This is a genomic window from Pseudomonas sp. MC6, assembly GCF_054790575.1.
Genome location: NZ_CP186504.1, coordinates 20,188 through 36,840 on the forward strand (window position 1 = coordinate 20,188; position 16,653 = coordinate 36,840).

Sequence of the window (16,653 nt, forward strand, 5' to 3'; positions counted from 1 at the left end):
TTCAGATACTTTTCATCAGGCGTAAAAAAACCGCGAACAGCACGCTGCTCGCGGTTTTTTAATGCCTTGGATCAGCGTCGCGGCAGAGCGGCGATCACGTCCTCGGCTTGCAGGCCCTTGTCCCGGTTCATTACCGAGAACTCCACACGCTGGCCTTCGACCAGGACGCGGTGACCTTCGCCACGGATCGCGCGAAAATGCACGAAAATATCATCGCCGGAATCCCGGGAGATAAAACCGAAGCCTTTAGAGGTGTTGAACCACTTGACGGTACCGGTATCACGATTGGTCATGTCATAGCTGGTCGGAGCGGCAGCCGGTGAAGAACGATAGAAGCTGACGGCCAGGTGCAGGACCACCGCAACCAGTGCAATCACCAAGGTGAACAGCACGGCTGGCTGACCGGCGATGACGGGCATCGGGGCGATCAGGGTCAGGGTTTGCAGGACAACGGTCAGTACCAGAAGAGCGCTGACCAGGTTTTGCAGATGCTGACGAGGGCCTTTGTTCCAAAAAGGAATCACTGGGGCAATCACCAGGTTCAGCAGGCCGAAAAAGGCCAGGTAAAGTGCATCGGGTTGTTGCAGGTAGGGAACGGCTTCGGATTTCAAGCTGGGTATGAACGACAGCAGCAATGCCGCTGCGCCCATTAGCAGGTGGACGATTTTCAACATTTTGATTGGCTCACGTTTATGACGGCTCACAAGGAAGAGCTGAAGGCGCACGGTTCGCTTCGGAACAAAATAAGAGGCGGTGGACACGTTCACGGCATCAGCCTATGCGCAACGCCCCGAAAAATGGGGCATGGCGACACACTGCCTATTTAACAGCAAAGCCTGCGGCTACTCAAATCAGCCCGGCCAGCGGCATCGCCTCGGTCGATTTGTCGCAGTGTGTGCACCTGATCGGGGCTGCGGGGTATCGACAGCCTTGCTAGAGTGGGTCTGCACCTGTTGGATGAATCCAATCGCCGTTAGGGGGTAAACATGGCAATCGATATCGGTATCAGTGAAGAAGACCGCAAGTCCATCGTCGAAGGCTTATCGCGTCTGCTGTCGGACACCTACGTGCTGTATCTGAAAACCCACAACTTCCACTGGAACGTCACCGGTCCGATGTTTCGGACGCTGCACTTGATGTTCGAAGAGCAATACAACGAACTCGCGCTGGCTGTTGATTTGATTGCCGAGCGTATTCGCGCCTTGGGCTTTCCGGCGCCAGGCGCCTACGCCACCTACGCACGCCTTTCTTCTATCAAGGAAGAGGTGGGCGTGCCGAGTGCCGAAGACATGATCAAGCAACTGGTCGATGGCCAGGAAGCCGTGACCCGCACGGCGCGTGGCATCTTCCCGTTGCTCGACAAGGTCAGCGATGAGCCGACAGCAGACCTGTTGACCCAGCGCATGCAGGTTCACGAGAAAACTGCGTGGATGCTGCGCGCGTTGCTGGAAGCATAATCCTGCGGACGCGCAGGCCAGCATTCGAAGGACTGCGCGCTGTCCGGAATCTTACCTGTATCGTTGGCTTATCCTACGGAGATGGTCAATAAGTCGTCTGGCTATAACTTTGTGTCTGCGCTTTTATGAAAGCCACAGGATGTGACTTTTCAAACAAGCAGAGATGGCAAAGGAGTGTCACCGATATGGTAGAGGGAGACAGGCGAGGCGACAGGATTGTCGGCTTGCCACATGAATTGAAAGTCGATCCGTTCGTCAACGAATTCGACATGGCACTGGTTCAGCCATCGTCACGATCCGTGCGTCTGAACGGTTATGCGACCTGCCTGCGGCTGGAGCGGGTCTACTGGGACATCCTCGGCGATATGGCCGCAGACAACTGCTGTTCGATCAGCTCGCTGTTGTCCCATGTCGACCGTGAAGTGCATTTGCGTCACGGCGGGGTGAGAAATTTCAGCGCGCTGGTGCGGGTGGTGTGTGTCATGAACGGCGTCAAGCAAGCTACACCTGCCGAATCGCGCTGAAGCGGCGGTTGCAAACGAGGTCGCGGCCTGTGCAGTCTTACGGCTGCACAGGCCGCATTTAATCGATATAATCCCGCTCTTTCGCCGCAAAGCCCTGCGCGCGGTGGCAATCTGATCGCCGAGACACCCCCATGCCGATGTACGATTATCAATGTGCTTCCTGTGGTCATCAGTTGGAAGCCATTCAAAAGATCAGCGAGGCCCCGCTGGTCGACTGCCCTGCCTGTCAGGCGCCAGAGCTCAAGAAGCAACTGTCGATGCCAGGCTTTCGCCTCAGTGGCGGCGGTTGGTACGAAACCGATTTCAAGACCGGAGCCAAGAAGAACCTGGCCGGTGGCGACAAATCTGACTAGGGTTCAACCCCAGGTTGAACGACACGCGTGAGTTTCCGCATTGCTTGAAAAGCAACGGGAGCTCCACCGAATTTTTCGAATTACGAGAAGCGAACCACGACCATGATGCGCAGCCACTATTGCGGCCAACTGAACGAAAGCCTGGAAGGCCAGGAAATTACCCTTTGCGGATGGGTTCACCGTCGTCGCGACCACGGCGGGGTGATTTTCCTCGATATCCGTGATCGTGATGGTCTGGCCCAAGTGGTATTCGATCCGGATCGCGCCGAGAGCTTCGCCGCTGCCGATCGCGTGCGCAGCGAATACGTCGTGAAGATCACCGGTAAGGTGCGTCTGCGTCCGGCCGGTGCCACCAACGCCAACATGGCGTCGGGCATGATCGAAGTGCTGGGTTACGAACTGGAAGTGCTGAACGAGTCGGAAACCCCGCCGTTCCCGCTGAACGAGTTCTCCGACGTTGGCGAAGAAACCCGTCTGCGTTATCGCTTCCTCGACCTGCGTCGTCCGGAAATGGCCGAGAAGCTGCGTCTGCGTTCGCGCATGACCACCAGCATCCGTCGCTTCCTCGACGAGAACGGCTTCCTCGACGTTGAAACGCCGATCCTGACCCGTGCCACCCCTGAAGGTGCGCGTGACTATCTGGTGCCAAGCCGCACTCACGCCGGTTCGTTCTTCGCGTTGCCGCAATCGCCGCAGCTGTTCAAGCAACTGCTGATGGTTGCCGGTTTCGACCGTTACTACCAGATCGCCAAGTGCTTCCGCGACGAAGACCTGCGCGCTGACCGTCAGCCAGAATTCACCCAGATCGACATCGAGACCAGCTTCCTCGATGAAAAAGAGATCATGGGCCTGACCGAAGAAATGATCCGCAACCTGTTCAAGGAAGTGCTGGGTCTGGAATTCGGCGACTTCCCGCACATGACTTTCGAAGAAGCCATGCGCCGCTACGGTTCCGACAAGCCAGACCTGCGTAACCCGCTGGAACTGGTCGACGTTGCCGACCAGCTCAAAGAAGTCGACTTCAAAGTATTCAGCGGCCCGGCCAATGATCCGAAGTGCCGTATCGCCGCACTGCGCGTTCCAGGCGGGGCGAGCATGCCACGCAAGCAGATCGACGATTACACCAAGTTCGTCGGCATCTACGGTGCCAAGGGCCTGGCGTACATCAAGGTCAACGAGCGCGCTGCCGGTGTTGACGGTCTGCAATCGCCGATCGTGAAAAACATCCCGCTGGAAAACCTCAACGCCATCCTCGATCGCGTTGGCGCAGTTGACGGCGACATCGTGTTCTTCGGCGCCGACAAGGCCAAGATCGTCAGCGAAGCCCTGGGCGCGCTGCGTATCAAGCTCGGTCACGACCTCAAGCTGCTGACCTGCGAGTGGGCGCCAATGTGGGTCGTCGACTTCCCGATGTTCGAAGAAAACGACGACGGCAGCTTCTCCGCGCTGCACCACCCGTTCACCGCACCGAAGTGCACGCCGCAAGAACTCGAAGCCAACCCGGCTGGCGCTCTGTCCCGCGCGTACGACATGGTGCTGAACGGTACCGAACTGGGTGGCGGTTCGATCCGTATCCACCGTAAAGAGATGCAACAGTCGGTATTCCGCCTGCTGGGTATCAATGAAGCGGAACAGGAAGAGAAGTTCGGCTTCCTGCTCGACGCCCTGAAGTACGGTGCACCGCCACACGGTGGTCTGGCTTTCGGTCTCGACCGTCTGGTGATGCTGATGACCGGCGCCCAGTCGATCCGTGAAGTGATCGCTTTCCCGAAAACCCAGAGTGCTGCCGACGTGATGACGCAAGCGCCGGGTGTGGTGGATGCCAAGGCACTGCGCGAATTGCACATTCGTTTGCGCGAAACGCCAAAGGCTGAGTAAGACGGGCCTGAAGGCGCATCTTCGGATGCGCCTTTTTTCTATCTATAGAGAGCAGGTCGAGATTTTTTGTGTGCTGGCCGCTGCATGAGCAGGGCGGGCAACGTTTCAAAGAGAATTCGGAGCGAGTTATGGCAGGTCATTCCAAGTGGGCGAACATCAAGCACCGCAAAGAACGTCAGGATGCCAAGAGAGGCAAGATTTTTACCAAGTGGATCCGCGAACTGACCGTTGCGGCCCGTCAGGGCGGCGGTGATCCCGGCTCCAACCCGCGTCTGCGTCTGGCGCTGGACAAGGCGCTGAGCGCCAACATGAGCCGCGACATCATTGACCGTGCCGTCGCGCGCGGCGCCGGTGCCACCGAAGCGGACAACGTTGAAGAGCTGACTTACGAAGGTTATGGCCCCGGCGGCGTGGCGGTGATGGTCGAGTGCATGACCGACAACCGCAACCGTACTGCGGCAGCCGTTCGTCATGCGTTCAGCAAGTGCGGTGGCAACCTCGGTACCGACGGTTCGGTTGCGTATCTGTTCGAACGCAAAGGCCAGATCAGCTTCGCGCCGGGCGTCGATGAAGACGCACTGACCGAAGCGGCGCTGGAAGCCGACGCCGATGACGTGGTCAGCCATGAAGACGGTTCGATCGATGTGTTCACCTCGTTCACCAGCTTCTATGCCGTGCGTAACGCGCTGGAAGCCGCCGGTTTCAAGGGTGATGACGCGGAAATCGTCATGCAGCCGACCACCAGCGCCGAACTGGATCTGGAAGGCGCGGAAAAGGTGCTCAAGCTGATTGACATGCTTGAGGATCTGGATGATGTGCAGAACGTCTACTCCAACGCGGACATTCCGGAAGACGTGGCCGCTCAGCTCGGTTGATGCAAATAGAAAGGTCGCAGTTTTTGCTGGCTCTACACTTCACCTGTAGGAGCTGCCGAAGGCTGCGATCTTTCTGTTTTTGAAAGATCAAAAGATCGCAGCCTTCGGCAGCTCCTACATGTACCCTCAGCTTTCGCATCAATTTCTGCAGGCGTTATGACTTTAATTCTTGGTATCGACCCCGGTTCGCGCATTACCGGTTACGGCATTGTTCGAGATACCGGGCGTGGTGGCTGTATCTATGTGGCCTCGGGCTGTATCCGCACCGGCGCTGGCGAACTGCACGAGCGCCTGCAAATCGTCTATCGCGGCGTGCGCGAAATCATCCAGACGTACGGCCCGGTCACCATGGGTATCGAAAAAGTCTTCATGGCGAAAAACGCCGATTCGGCGCTGAAACTCGGTCAGGCTCGCGGCGCTGCAATCGTGGCTGGCGCTGAAGAGAGCCTGGAGATCGCCGAGTACACGGCCACTCAGGTCAAGCAGGCTGTAGTCGGCACTGGCGCCGCCAATAAAGAACAGGTGCAGATGATGGTCATGCACATGCTCAAGCTCACCAGCAAACCGCAAATCGACGCCTCGGACGCTCTGGCCATTGCCATTTGCCATGCGCACACCCGTTCCAGTCTGCTGCCGCACGGCTTGGGAACGGCACGCAGTCGTGGCGGGCGCCTGCGTCTCTGATAGCATCAGCATCAATTTTCCTGAAAGCGGATTTCTTGCGCCTGGGTCGTCGGCCCGGAATTCGCCTTTCGACAGTCGCCAGCCCACGGCTGGCCAACGCTCAAGGATCTGAAACGTGATTGGACGCTTGCGCGGCACCCTGGCTGAGAAACAGCCGCCGCACCTGATTCTGGATGTAAACGGCCTCGGGTATGAGCTGGAAGTGCCCATGACTACCCTTTATCGCCTGCCGTCGGTCGGTGAACCGCTGACCTTGCACACGCATTTGGTCGTACGCGAAGACGCGCAATTACTCTATGGTTTTGCCGGCAAGCGTGAGCGAGACTTTTTTCGCGAGTTGATCCGTCTCAATGGTGTCGGGCCAAAATTGGCCCTGGCCTTGATGTCGAGTCTGGAAGTCGACGAGTTGATCCGCTGCGTGCAGTCTCAGGACACCTCGGCGTTGACCAAGGTGCCGGGTGTCGGCAAGAAAACCGCTGAGCGTCTGCTGGTCGAACTCAAGGATCGCTTCAAGGCTTGGGAAACTACGCCAGCCATGTTCGCGCTCGTGCCGAACCAGCCGGATGGCCCGGCGCCGGTCAACACCGCCGAGAACGATGCGGTCAGCGCGCTGATTTCACTGGGCTACAAGCCGCAGGAAGCGAGCAAGGCGATTACCGCCATCAAGGACAAGAATTTGAGCAGCGAAGACCTGATCCGCCGTGCCCTGAAGGGAATGATTTAAGTGATTGAAGCTGATCGTCTGATCACCGCCGCGCACAGCCCGCGCGAGCGCGAAGAAGTCCAGGACCGCGCGATTCGTCCGGTCAGTCTGGCCGACTATATTGGCCAGCCGACCGTGCGCGAGCAGATGGAGCTGTTCATCCAGGCCGCCCGTGGCCGTAGCGAATCCCTCGATCACACGCTGATCTTCGGCCCGCCGGGTCTGGGCAAGACCACGCTGGCCAATATCATCGCCCAGGAAATGGGTGTGTCGATCAAGAGCACTTCCGGTCCGGTACTGGAGCGTCCGGGCGATCTGGCGGCGTTGCTGACCAATCTTGAGCCGCACGACGTACTGTTTATCGACGAAATCCATCGTCTGTCGCCGATCGTTGAAGAAGTGCTGTACCCGGCGATGGAAGATTTCCAGCTCGACATCATGATTGGCGAAGGGCCTGCAGCGCGTTCGATCAAACTCGATCTGCCGCCGTTTACCCTGGTTGGCGCAACCACTCGCGCCGGCATGCTGACCAACCCGTTGCGTGACCGCTTCGGTATCGTCCAGCGTCTGGAGTTCTACAGCACGGCTGATCTGGCGACGATTGTCAGCCGTTCCGCAGCCATCCTCGGTCTGCCGCTGGATCCGGAAGGCTCGTTCGAAATCGCGCGTCGGGCCCGTGGTACGCCGCGAATTGCCAACCGTTTGCTGCGCCGGGTGCGCGATTTCGCCGAAGTCCGTGCTAAAGGTCATATCACCAAAGCGGTGGCAGACCTGGCGTTGAACCTGCTGGATGTCGACGAACATGGTTTCGATCATCAGGATCGGCGTCTGCTGCTGACCATGATCGAGAAGTTCGATGGTGGCCCGGTCGGCATCGACAGTCTCGCCGCTGCGATCAGCGAAGAGCGCCACACGATTGAAGATGTGCTGGAGCCGTATCTGATCCAGCAGGGTTACATCATGCGCACGCCACGGGGCAGGGTGGTGACGCGGCATGCGTACCTGCACTTTGGTTTAAACATTCCGTCACGAATGGGTGAAATGCCCGTGGCAGACGAGTTTCTCGATGCCGTGGACGATTGATACACATTTTTTGTCGATTTATTCAGGGTTTGTACGGTCATAGGACGGTACTTTTGCGGTAAAGCCGTGAAACCATGAAAAACAGTTGCCTGGCCGGATTGGCAACCTGAGGAGTAAGCACTAGAGTATGCGCGCGCAAAACGGGCTTGAGTCGTTCGCACATCGTTGTCGCGTTTATTACGAGGACACCGATGCGGGCGGCATCGTGTATTACGTTAATTACCTCAAGTTTATGGAACGGGCTCGAACCGAGCGGCTTCGCGAGCTGGGCTTTGCCCAATCGCAGCTGGCAGGGGAGGACCTGTTGTTTGTCGTGCACTCCAGCGAAGCGCGCTACCACGCGCCGGCGCGACTGGATGACGAACTGCTGGTAAGCGCTGATGTAATCGAATTGAACCGGGTCAGCCTGCGCTTCAAACAGCAGGTCAGGCGGGCAACGGATAATGTGCTGCTCTGTGAGGGGCAGTTTTTGGTGGCCTGTGTGCGCACTAACAGTTTGAAACCCCGGGCCCTTCCCGAAGACTTGCGTGCGGCCTTTGCCGACGCGGTCGGCCCGGGTACACACTCAAAGCAGGAGATAAAGCGTGGAAGCTAACGTCGTCGACCATTCCTCCATGTGGAGCCTGGTCAGCAATGCCAGCATCGTGGTGCAGTTGGTAATGTTGACCCTGGTGGCCGCATCGGTGACCTCATGGATCATGATCTTTCAGCGCAGCAATCTGCTGCGCGCCGGTCGACGTGCCCTGGAGAGCTTCGAAGAGCGCTTCTGGTCGGGTATCGACCTGTCCAAGCTGTACCGTCAGGCGGGCAGCAACCCTGACCCTGATTCGGGTGTGGAGCAGATCTTCCGCGCCGGTTTCAAGGAATTCTCCCGTCTGCGTCAGCAGCCAGGTGTCGATCCTGAAGCAGTGATGGAAGGCGTGGCCCGTGCCATGCGCGTCGCCATCTCCCGTGAAGAAGAGAAACTGGAGCAGAGCCTGCCGTTCCTCGCCACCGTCGGTTCGGTCAGCCCGTACATCGGTCTGTTCGGTACCGTGTGGGGCATTATGAACTCCTTCCGCGGTCTGGTCCAGCGCCCAGCAAGCAACCCTGGCCACTGTGGCCCCGGGTATCGCCGAAGCTCTGATCGCTACTGCGATCGGTCTGTTCGCGGCGATCCCTGCGGTTATCGCTTACAACCGTTTCGCCGCTCGCAGCGAAACCTTGTTGGGCCGCTACTACACCTTCGCCGATGAATTCCAGGCGATCCTGCACCGCAAAGTGCACACTAGCGAAGAATAAGCAGGTAATTTCCAATGGCTTTAATCGCTCGAGCTCGCAAAAAGCGCAAGCCGGTTGCCGAGATGAACGTGGTGCCTTACATCGACGTGATGTTGGTACTGCTGGTCATCTTCATGGTGACCGCGCCGATGCTCAATCAGGGCGTGAAAGTTGATCTGCCCAAGGTTTCCAGCGAAGCCTTGCCGCAGGACAACAACACTCAGGTCCTGACCATTTCGATCAAGGCTGACAAGACCTACTACTGGAACCTTGGCAGCGAAGTCGATACCGAGAAGCAACAGGACAGGGCCATGACCCTGCCGCAAATGACCGACGCGGTGACCAAGATCATTCGTGCCGGCACTGAAGGCGGCAAGCGTACCCAAGTCTTCATCCGCGGTGACAAGACCGTCGATTATGGTTCCGTCATGGGCGCCATGGGCGGGTTGCAGAAAGCCGGGGTCGGTAATGTTGGTTTGATTACCGAGGCCCCCTGATGCAGCAACAGCGAGAGCCGTCCGCCTCGGAAAGCTACTTCTGGCCTAGTGTTCTGGCGATTGTCCTGCACGTGCTGGTGTTCGGCATGCTGTTCGTCAGTTTTGCCTTTACACCGGAACTGCCGCCGGCCAAACCGATCGTCCAGGCGACCCTGTACCAACTGAAATCGAAAAGTCAGGCAACCACCCAGACCAATCAGAAGATTGCGGGTGAGGCGAAGAAATCCGCCGCGCGCCAGACCGAAGTCGAGCAGATGGAGCAGAAGAAGGTCGAGCAGGAAGAGATCAAGGCCGCTGCGGAACAAAAGAAAGAAGAAGCGGCTCAAAAAGCCGAGGAAGCCAAGAAGGCCGACGAGTCGAAGAAAGCAGACGAGGCGAAAAAGGCTGACGAAGCCAAAAAAGCCGACGAAGCCAAGAAGACCGCCGAAGCCAAGAAGGCTGAAGAGAAACAATTGGCTGATATAGCCAAGAAGAAATCTGAAGAAGAAGCGAAAAAGGCTGCTGAAGAAGAGGCCAAGAAAGCCGCTGCTGAAGAAGCCAAGAAGAAGATTGTCGAAGACGCGAAGAAGAAAGCCGCCGAAGACGCCAAGAAGAAAGCTGAAGCTGAAGAGGCGAAGAAGAAAATCGCCGACGAAGCGAAGAAGAAAGCTGCTGCTGATGCTGCGAAGAAGAAAGCGCAGGATGCGGCACGTAAATCGACCGAAGACAAAAAGGCTCAGGCCTTGGCCGATTTGCTTTCCGACACGCCGCAGCGCCAGCAGGCCTTGGCCGATGAGCAGGGCGACGAAGTCGCGGGCAGTTTCGATGACCTGATTCGTGCGCGAGCTGCGGAAGGCTGGGCTCGTCCACCTTCGGCACGCAAAGGCATGACGGTGGTGTTGCAGATCGGCATGTTGCCGGACGGTACGGTGACTTCGGTCAGCGTGGCCAAGTCCAGTGGCGATGGTCCGTTCGATGCTTCGGCAGTGGCAGCGGTCAAAAATATTGGACGTTTGACAGAAATGCAGGGAATGAAGCCGAGCGATTTCGCTCCGTATCGTTCATTCAAGATGACATTCACACCTGAGGATCTAGCCTTGTGAGAAACCTTCTTCGAGGAATGCTGGTCGTGATCTGCTGCATGGCAGGGATCGCGATGGCGGATGAAAAGAACATTCTGGTCACCAGCGGCAGCGATCGGGCAACCCCGATCGCCGTTGTACCGTTCGGTATGCAAGGCGGTGCCGTGCTGCCTGATGATATGGCTGAAATCATTGGTAACGATTTGCGCAACTCGGGCTACTACTCGCCGATTCCAAAGCAAAACATGATCAGCCAGCCAAGCCAGCCGAGCGAAATCATCTTCCGTGACTGGAAGGCGGTAGGTGCTCAATACATGATGGTCGGCAGCATTGCTCCAGCCGGCGGTCGCCTGCAGGTGCAGTGGGCACTGTTCAACGTGGCCACCGAACAGAAAGTGGCTGACGGCAGTGTTTCCGGCACCACCGAGCAACTGCGCGACATGGCGCACTTCATCTCTGATCAGTCGTTCCAGAAGCTGACCGGTATTGAAGGTGCGTTCTCGACTCGCCTGCTGTATGTGACGGCTGAGCGCTTCTCCGAGAAGAACACCCGTTACACCCTGCAGCGTTCGGACTACGACGGTGCTCGCGCCGTGACCTTGCTGCAATCGCGTGAGCCAATCCTGTCGCCGCGTTTTGCACCGGATGGCAAGCGCATCGCCTATGTGTCGTTCGAGCAGAAGCGCCCACGCATCTTCATGCAGAACATCGACACCGGTCGCCGTGAGCAGATCACCAACTTCGAAGGTCTGAACGGCGCGCCAGCCTGGTCGCCGAACGGTGATCGCCTGGCGTTCGTGCTGTCGAAGGACGGTAACCCGGATATCTACGTGATGAATCTGGCTTCGCGCCAGATCAGTCGCGTAACGAATGGCCAGGGCATCAATACCGAACCGTTCTGGGGCAAGGATGGCTCGACTATCTACTTCACCTCCGACCGTGGCGGCAAGCCGCAGATCTATAAAACCAGCGTCGGTGGCGGTGGTGCCGAGCGTGTTACGTTCATTGGCAACTACAACGCCAACCCGAAACTGTCGGCAGATGAAAAGACTTTGGTGATGATTCATCGTCAGGATGGCTTCACCAATTTCAAGGTGGCAGCTCAGGATCTGCAGCGAGGTAGTGTAAAGATCCTCACTGATAGCACTCTGGACGAGTCACCTACTGTTGCGCCCAACGGCACCATGGTAATCTACGCCACCCGCCAACAGGGCCGGGGAGTCTTGATGCTCGTGTCCATTAATGGACGCGTTAGGCTCCCGCTTCCTACCGCTCAAGGCGAAGTCAGAGAACCGTCCTGGTCCCCTTACCTGAAGTGAGCGGGCGCTACACGTTTTACTTAACACACTGGGGTTCATTAGGAGTTTCACGATGGAAATGCTGAAGTTTGGTAAATTTGCTGCGCTGGCTCTGGCCATGGCTGTAGCTGTAGGTTGCTCGTCCAAAGGCGGCGACAACGCCGGTGAAGGCGCTGTTGATCCAAACGCTGGTTACGGCGCAAACACTGGTGCCGTTGACGGTTCCCTGAGCGAAGAAGCTGCTCTGCGCGCAATCACCACCTTCTACTTCGAATACGACAGCTCGGACCTGAAGCCAGAAGCCATGCGCGCTCTGGACGTTCACGCCAAAGACCTGAAAGCAAACGGCGCTCGCGTTGTTCTGGAAGGCAACACCGACGAACGTGGTACTCGTGAGTACAACATGGCACTGGGCGAGCGTCGTGCGAAAGCCGTTCAACGCTACCTGGTACTGCAAGGTGTTTCCCCAGCTCAGCTGGAACTGGTTTCCTACGGCGAAGAGCGTCCAGTTGCTACCGGCAACGACGAGCAGTCCTGGGCTCAAAACCGTCGCGTCGAACTGCGTAAGTAATTCGATATGCGAACGTGCCGTCGTGCTGTAACTGTTCTGGCTCTCAGCCTCGCGCCGCTTGCGGCGTGGGCTGCGGTTCCTGTGGTCGATGACAACTCCGGTTATAACAATAGCGGGAGCAGTTATCCGCCTGCAGGTTACGGTACGAACGGCGCCTATGCCGGGGGAGCGGCTTCGGCCCCTACCTCGGCACAAGGCATGCTGTTCAACCAATTGCAACAGATGCAGGATCAGATATCGCGCCAGCAAGGTGTGATTGAAGAACTGCAGAATCAGGTTGCGCGCATGAAGCAGGAATCCCTGGAGCGATACCAGGATCTTGATCGGCGCATAGGATCCGGTGCTGCACCTGCCGCGACTCCTGAGAATTCTTCTGCCGGTGGCGATGCAAGTGCTGCTGCCGGTGCTGCCGCTGGCGCCGGGGCTGCTGCCCAGGCACCTGCTGCAAGCAGTGAACCGGGTGATCCGGCCAAGGAAAAGCTGTATTACGATGCCGCTTTCGACCTGATCAAAGCCAAGGATTTCGACAAGGCCAGCCAGGCTTTTGCCGCTTTCCTGCGCAAATACCCGAACAGCCAATACGCGGGCAACGCCCAGTACTGGTTGGGTGAAGTGAATCTGGCCAAAGGCGATCTGCAAGGTGCAGGTCAGGCTTTCGCCAAGGTTTCGCAGCTCTATCCCAAGCACGCCAAAGTGCCGGATTCGCTGTACAAGCTGGCTGATGTAGAGCGTCGCCTCGGTCATACCGACAAGGTCAAAGGCATTCTGCAGCAGGTGGTCGCCCAATATCCGGGTACCTCGGCTGCGCAGTTGGCCCAGCGCGATCTGCAACGCATGTAAGCAGGCTTGACCCGTTTGGAAGAAACCCGCGCTTGTCGCGGGTTTTTTCGTTAGAATTCACGCCCTTTTTCTGAAACACGCTTCTTGCGGTCTACGCGTTGGCGGGATTGCCTGAAGTGCCTGACGGAGGCGGACAGCCTGTTTAGCTGTTACGCCCGTGGCGACTATGCAAGACACATTGAGAATCACCGAAGTTTTCTACTCGTTGCAGGGGGAAACGCGGACTGCCGGGCTGCCCACTGTTTTTGTGCGCCTGACCGGTTGCCCTTTGCGTTGCCAATACTGCGACAGCGCCTATGCCTTCAGTGGCGGTACCGTGCGCACCCTCGACGACATCCTTGAGCAGGTGGCCGGATTTCGCCCGCGCTACGTTTGCGTCACCGGCGGTGAGCCGCTGGCACAGCCGAACGCCATTCCTTTGCTCAAACAGTTGTGTGATGCCGGTTATGAGGTTTCGCTGGAAACCAGCGGCGCCCTCGACGTCTCGGCGGTCGATCCGCGCGTCAGTCGCGTTGTCGACCTGAAGACGCCGGATTCGAAAGAAGCCCATCGCAACCGTTACGAGAACATCGAACTGCTGACGCCCAACGATCAGGTGAAGTTTGTCATCTGCTCGCGGGACGACTATGACTGGGCCGTCTCCAAACTGATTCAGTACGGTCTCGATCGGCGTGCCGGTGAAGTGCTGTTTTCCCCAAGCCACCATGACCTCAATGCTAGGGATCTGGCGGACTGGGTGGTGGCGGACAACCTGCCGGTGCGGTTGCAATTGCAGTTGCATAAATATCTATGGAATGACGAGCCGGGGCGCTGATATGACCGAACAACTGAACACCACTGAAAAACGTGCGGTCATCCTGCTGTCCGGTGGCCTGGATTCGGCGACTGTTGTAGCCATGGCTCGCGCGCAAGGCTACAGCTGCTACACCATGAGCTTCGATTACGGCCAGCGTTCCCATGCCGAATTGCACGCCGCCGCACGCGTCGCCCGCGACTTGGGTGTGGTCGAGCACAAGGTGATTGGCCTGAACCTCAATGGCATGGGCGGCTCAGCCCTGACCGACAGCAGCATCGACATCCCCGAAGAGCTGGGTGAAGGCATTCCAGTGACGTACGTGCCGGCGCGTAACACGGTGTTCCTGTCGCTGGCATTGGGTTGGGCGGAAGTACTCGGTGCCCGCGAGATCTTCATTGGTGTCAACGCGGTGGACTATTCCGGTTACCCGGATTGCCGTCCCGAGTTCATTGAGTCGTTCGAGCGCATGGCCAATCTGGCGACCAAGGCCGGTGTTGAAGGCAATGGCTTCCGCATCCAGGCGCCGTTGCAGAACCTGAGCAAGGCACAGATTGTCGAGGCGGGCGTTAAGCTCGGCGTTGACTATGGCCTCACCGTGTCCTGCTATCAGGCCGACGATGACGGCCGCGCGTGCGGTAAATGCGACAGCTGCCGCCTGCGCGCAGAGGGCTTTGCAGCGGCTGGTGTGAGTGACCCAACACCTTATTTTTGATTATTTTCAAAAAGGTGTTGAATAGTCCTTAAAAATCAGTATTATACGCGCCACCACACAGCGGGTCGTTAGCTCAGTTGGTAGAGCAGTTGGCTTTTAACCAATTGGTCGTAGGTTCGAATCCCACACGACCCACCATATTTGGCGGTTTAGAAAATCCGGAAGGCCCACGAAAGTGAGGATTTCCGGGTTTTTTTTTGCCTGCAATTTCGCTCCGCGTTATTTCAATACCCGCAGCGCTGACGCAGGTCAGAATCATCTTTTGTATCAACGGGATATTCTGTAGCCTTGCGCAGCTTCAATGCTGTCCGTGCCTGATAATACTCACTCTCCCGGCGGTACCCTCAAGCGGTCCGGAGCCGGGTGTATACTCGACTTTCGCGCGAACGCGCCTGCAGGTCTTGCGAACATGACGCAGATTTCCGAACGCCTTCTGGTTCAAGCCCATCTCGATGCCAAACAGCCCAAACCGCTGACGGCCGAGGAAGAGGCTTATTACCGTTCTGCCATCGCCGCCGAGCTCAAGGCTCAGGACGCGGTGCTGGTGGCCCACTTTTATTGCGACCCGGTGATTCAGGCTTTGGCCGAAGAAACCGGTGGCTGTGTCTCTGACTCCCTGGAAATGGCTCGCTTCGGTAACGCTCACCCGGCGAAGACCGTGGTGGTCGCCGGCGTGAAGTTCATGGGCGAGACCGCGAAGATTCTCAACCCGGAAAAACGCGTGCTGATGCCAACCCTGGAGGCGACTTGCTCGCTGGATCTGGGTTGCCCGGTCGACGAGTTCTCGGCGTTCTGTGATCAGCACCCGGAGCGCACGGTGGTGGTCTATGCCAACACCTCTGCGGCGGTCAAAGCCCGGGCTGACTGGGTAGTGACGTCGAGTTGCGCGCTGGAGATCGTCGAAAGCCTGATGGACAACGGCGAGACCATCATCTGGGGGCCGGACAAGCACCTCGGTACGTACATTCAGCGCAAGACTGGCGCCGACATGCTGCTGTGGGACGGTGCCTGCATCGTTCACGAGGAGTTCAAGTCCAAGCAGCTCGAAGACATGAAAGCGTTGTACCCGGATGCTGCGATCCTCGTGCACCCGGAATCGCCAACGTCGGTGATCGAGTTGGCGGACGCCGTCGGTTCTACGAGTCAGTTGATCGCTGCCGCGCAGAGCCTGCCGAACAAGACGCTGATCGTCGCGACCGACCGTGGCATCTTCTACAAGATGCAGCAGTTGTGCCCGGACAAGGTCTTTATCGAGGCGCCAACTGCCGGTAACGGCGCAGCCTGCCGCAGTTGCGCGCATTGCCCGTGGATGGCCATGAACACCCTTGAGCGCACGCTCAAGAGCTTGAAGGAAGGCACGAATGAGATCTTTGTTGATCCGGCGTTGATTCCGCAGGCGATTCGGCCGTTGAAGCGCATGCTCGACTTTACCCAGGCAGCGCGGATGAAGCTGGCCGGTAACGCCTGAAAGCAAAAGATCGCAGCCTGCGGCAGCTCCTACATAGTTCGGTGTAGGAGCTGCCGCAGGCTACGATCTTTTTTTATGGGCGCTTACTTTTGTTTCTTCGGGACTCGCACCACGCGAGTATCGGAATAGATGTCATGCCACGTGCGCTTCTGCTTGTCATACAGCGACCAGAAGAACCCCAGCCCCACGCACAACCACGACGCAATCGACACCATGAAGCGCAGCAGCGCCTGCCACAGGCTGATTGCCGTGCCGTTGGCGTTCTGCACGCGGATCCCCCACACCTGCATGCCCAATGTCTGCCCGCCATGGGTCCAGAACTTGGCGAAAAATCCAAACAGCACCAGCAGCAGCACTGTCGAATACAGAGGATCGCCATCGAGCTTGCCGGCGTCGGTCATGATCCGCAGTCGCTCTTCGCCGATGATTGCCGCCTGGATCATCTTGTAGATGCCACCGGTCACGATCAACAGGGCAGTGCACAACAGGAAGTCATAGAACATCGCTGCCAGACGACGACCAAGGTCTACCGGAGGGAAATCCCCTTGGGGCGTGAGCAGGTTTTTCGACATGGCAGCCTCTGGACGCAAAAT

Annotated in this window: 19 protein-coding genes, 1 tRNA gene and 1 pseudogene; 19 read left to right on the top strand and 2 right to left on the bottom strand. The window is 57.9% G+C overall.

What is annotated here, in order from left to right; translation table 11 throughout:
- Positions 1-71: 71 nt before the first annotated feature.
- A complete protein-coding gene (locus ACOYXE_RS00095) occupies positions 72-674 on the bottom strand; it encodes a cold-shock protein (protein ID WP_007912746.1) in 603 nt (200 codons plus the stop codon).
- Between the two features lie 312 nt (positions 675-986).
- Here ACOYXE_RS00095 and ACOYXE_RS00100 point away from each other — a divergent pair, with 312 nt between their 5' ends.
- The 19 genes and pseudogenes from ACOYXE_RS00100 to nadA all read left to right on the top strand — a co-directional run bounded on the left by ACOYXE_RS00100 (position 987) and on the right by nadA (position 16,060).
- Positions 987-1,457 (top strand): Dps family protein, encoded by a 471-nt coding sequence (locus ACOYXE_RS00100; RefSeq protein ID WP_007912745.1) that lies wholly within the window; start codon positions 987-989, stop codon positions 1,455-1,457.
- A 185-nt stretch (positions 1,458-1,642) separates the two neighbouring features.
- Positions 1,643-1,981 (top strand): ribbon-helix-helix domain-containing protein, encoded by a 339-nt coding sequence (locus ACOYXE_RS00105; protein ID WP_160059175.1) that lies wholly within the window; start codon positions 1,643-1,645, stop codon positions 1,979-1,981.
- A 131-nt stretch (positions 1,982-2,112) separates the two neighbouring features.
- Positions 2,113-2,334 (top strand): FmdB family zinc ribbon protein, encoded by a 222-nt coding sequence (locus ACOYXE_RS00110; RefSeq protein WP_007912741.1) that lies wholly within the window; start codon positions 2,113-2,115, stop codon positions 2,332-2,334.
- 102 nt (positions 2,335-2,436) lie between these two features.
- Entirely contained in the window at positions 2,437-4,212 is a 1,776-nt protein-coding gene (gene aspS, locus ACOYXE_RS00115; RefSeq protein WP_016983822.1) for an aspartate--tRNA ligase, read from the top strand.
- Positions 4,213-4,340: 128 nt separating this feature from the next.
- Entirely contained in the window at positions 4,341-5,087 is a 747-nt protein-coding gene (locus tag ACOYXE_RS00120) for a YebC/PmpR family DNA-binding transcriptional regulator (RefSeq protein ID WP_007912738.1), read from the top strand.
- Positions 5,088-5,243: 156 nt separating this feature from the next.
- Positions 5,244-5,771, top strand: a complete 528-nt coding sequence (gene ruvC / locus ACOYXE_RS00125; protein ID WP_007951206.1) for a crossover junction endodeoxyribonuclease RuvC — start codon at positions 5,244-5,246, stop codon at positions 5,769-5,771.
- Between the two features lie 115 nt (positions 5,772-5,886).
- Positions 5,887-6,495, top strand: coding sequence for a Holliday junction branch migration protein RuvA (gene ruvA, locus ACOYXE_RS00130; RefSeq protein ID WP_034153418.1), 609 nt, complete (start codon positions 5,887-5,889; stop codon positions 6,493-6,495).
- Positions 6,496-7,557 carry a Holliday junction branch migration DNA helicase RuvB gene (ruvB, locus tag ACOYXE_RS00135; RefSeq protein ID WP_007912736.1) on the top strand — a complete coding sequence of 354 codons (1,062 nt, stop codon included), beginning with the start codon at positions 6,496-6,498 and terminating at the stop codon, positions 7,555-7,557.
- 127 nt (positions 7,558-7,684) lie between these two features.
- Positions 7,685-8,152, top strand: coding sequence for a tol-pal system-associated acyl-CoA thioesterase (ybgC, locus tag ACOYXE_RS00140; protein WP_095048214.1), 468 nt, complete (start codon positions 7,685-7,687; stop codon positions 8,150-8,152).
- Positions 8,142-8,838, top strand: a pseudogene (gene tolQ, locus ACOYXE_RS00145) (protein TolQ). The gene ybgC and the pseudogene tolQ overlap by 11 nt, the downstream one beginning before the upstream one ends.
- 23 nt (positions 8,839-8,861) lie before the next feature.
- The gene (gene tolR / locus ACOYXE_RS00150) at positions 8,862-9,314 is read left to right on the top strand and encodes a protein TolR (RefSeq protein WP_161806672.1); all 453 of its coding nucleotides are present in this window, start codon (positions 8,862-8,864) and stop codon (positions 9,312-9,314) included.
- The gene (gene tolA / locus ACOYXE_RS00155) at positions 9,314-10,396 is read left to right on the top strand and encodes a cell envelope integrity protein TolA (RefSeq protein ID WP_016983827.1); all 1,083 of its coding nucleotides are present in this window, start codon (positions 9,314-9,316) and stop codon (positions 10,394-10,396) included. The genes tolR and tolA overlap by 1 nt, the downstream gene beginning before the upstream one ends.
- A gap of 17 nt (positions 10,397-10,413) precedes the next feature.
- Entirely contained in the window at positions 10,414-11,694 is a 1,281-nt protein-coding gene (gene tolB / locus ACOYXE_RS00160; protein ID WP_174244523.1) for a Tol-Pal system beta propeller repeat protein TolB, read from the top strand.
- Between the two features lie 52 nt (positions 11,695-11,746).
- Complete coding sequence (gene pal / locus ACOYXE_RS00165; RefSeq protein WP_003178634.1) at positions 11,747-12,244, top strand: peptidoglycan-associated lipoprotein Pal; 498 nt, start codon at positions 11,747-11,749, stop codon at positions 12,242-12,244.
- A 6-nt stretch (positions 12,245-12,250) separates the two neighbouring features.
- Positions 12,251-13,084, top strand: a complete 834-nt coding sequence (ybgF, locus tag ACOYXE_RS00170; protein ID WP_077574278.1) for a tol-pal system protein YbgF — start codon at positions 12,251-12,253, stop codon at positions 13,082-13,084.
- A 166-nt stretch (positions 13,085-13,250) separates the two neighbouring features.
- Positions 13,251-13,898 carry a 7-carboxy-7-deazaguanine synthase QueE gene (gene queE, locus ACOYXE_RS00175; protein ID WP_007912722.1) on the top strand — a complete coding sequence of 216 codons (648 nt, stop codon included), beginning with the start codon at positions 13,251-13,253 and terminating at the stop codon, positions 13,896-13,898.
- Position 13,899: 1 nt separating this feature from the next.
- Positions 13,900-14,592 carry a 7-cyano-7-deazaguanine synthase QueC gene (gene queC / locus ACOYXE_RS00180; protein WP_160059173.1) on the top strand — a complete coding sequence of 231 codons (693 nt, stop codon included), beginning with the start codon at positions 13,900-13,902 and terminating at the stop codon, positions 14,590-14,592.
- Positions 14,593-14,654: 62 nt separating this feature from the next.
- Positions 14,655-14,730 (top strand) — tRNA-Lys (locus ACOYXE_RS00185).
- A 271-nt stretch (positions 14,731-15,001) separates the two neighbouring features.
- Positions 15,002-16,060 (top strand): quinolinate synthase NadA, encoded by a 1,059-nt coding sequence (nadA, locus tag ACOYXE_RS00190; protein WP_016773509.1) that lies wholly within the window; start codon positions 15,002-15,004, stop codon positions 16,058-16,060.
- Positions 16,061-16,143: 83 nt separating this feature from the next.
- Here nadA and ACOYXE_RS00195 read toward each other — a convergent pair whose 3' ends face one another.
- Positions 16,144-16,632, bottom strand: a complete 489-nt coding sequence (locus ACOYXE_RS00195) for an RDD family protein (protein ID WP_460927268.1) — start codon at positions 16,630-16,632, stop codon at positions 16,144-16,146.
- Between the last annotated feature and the right edge of the window lie 21 nt (positions 16,633-16,653).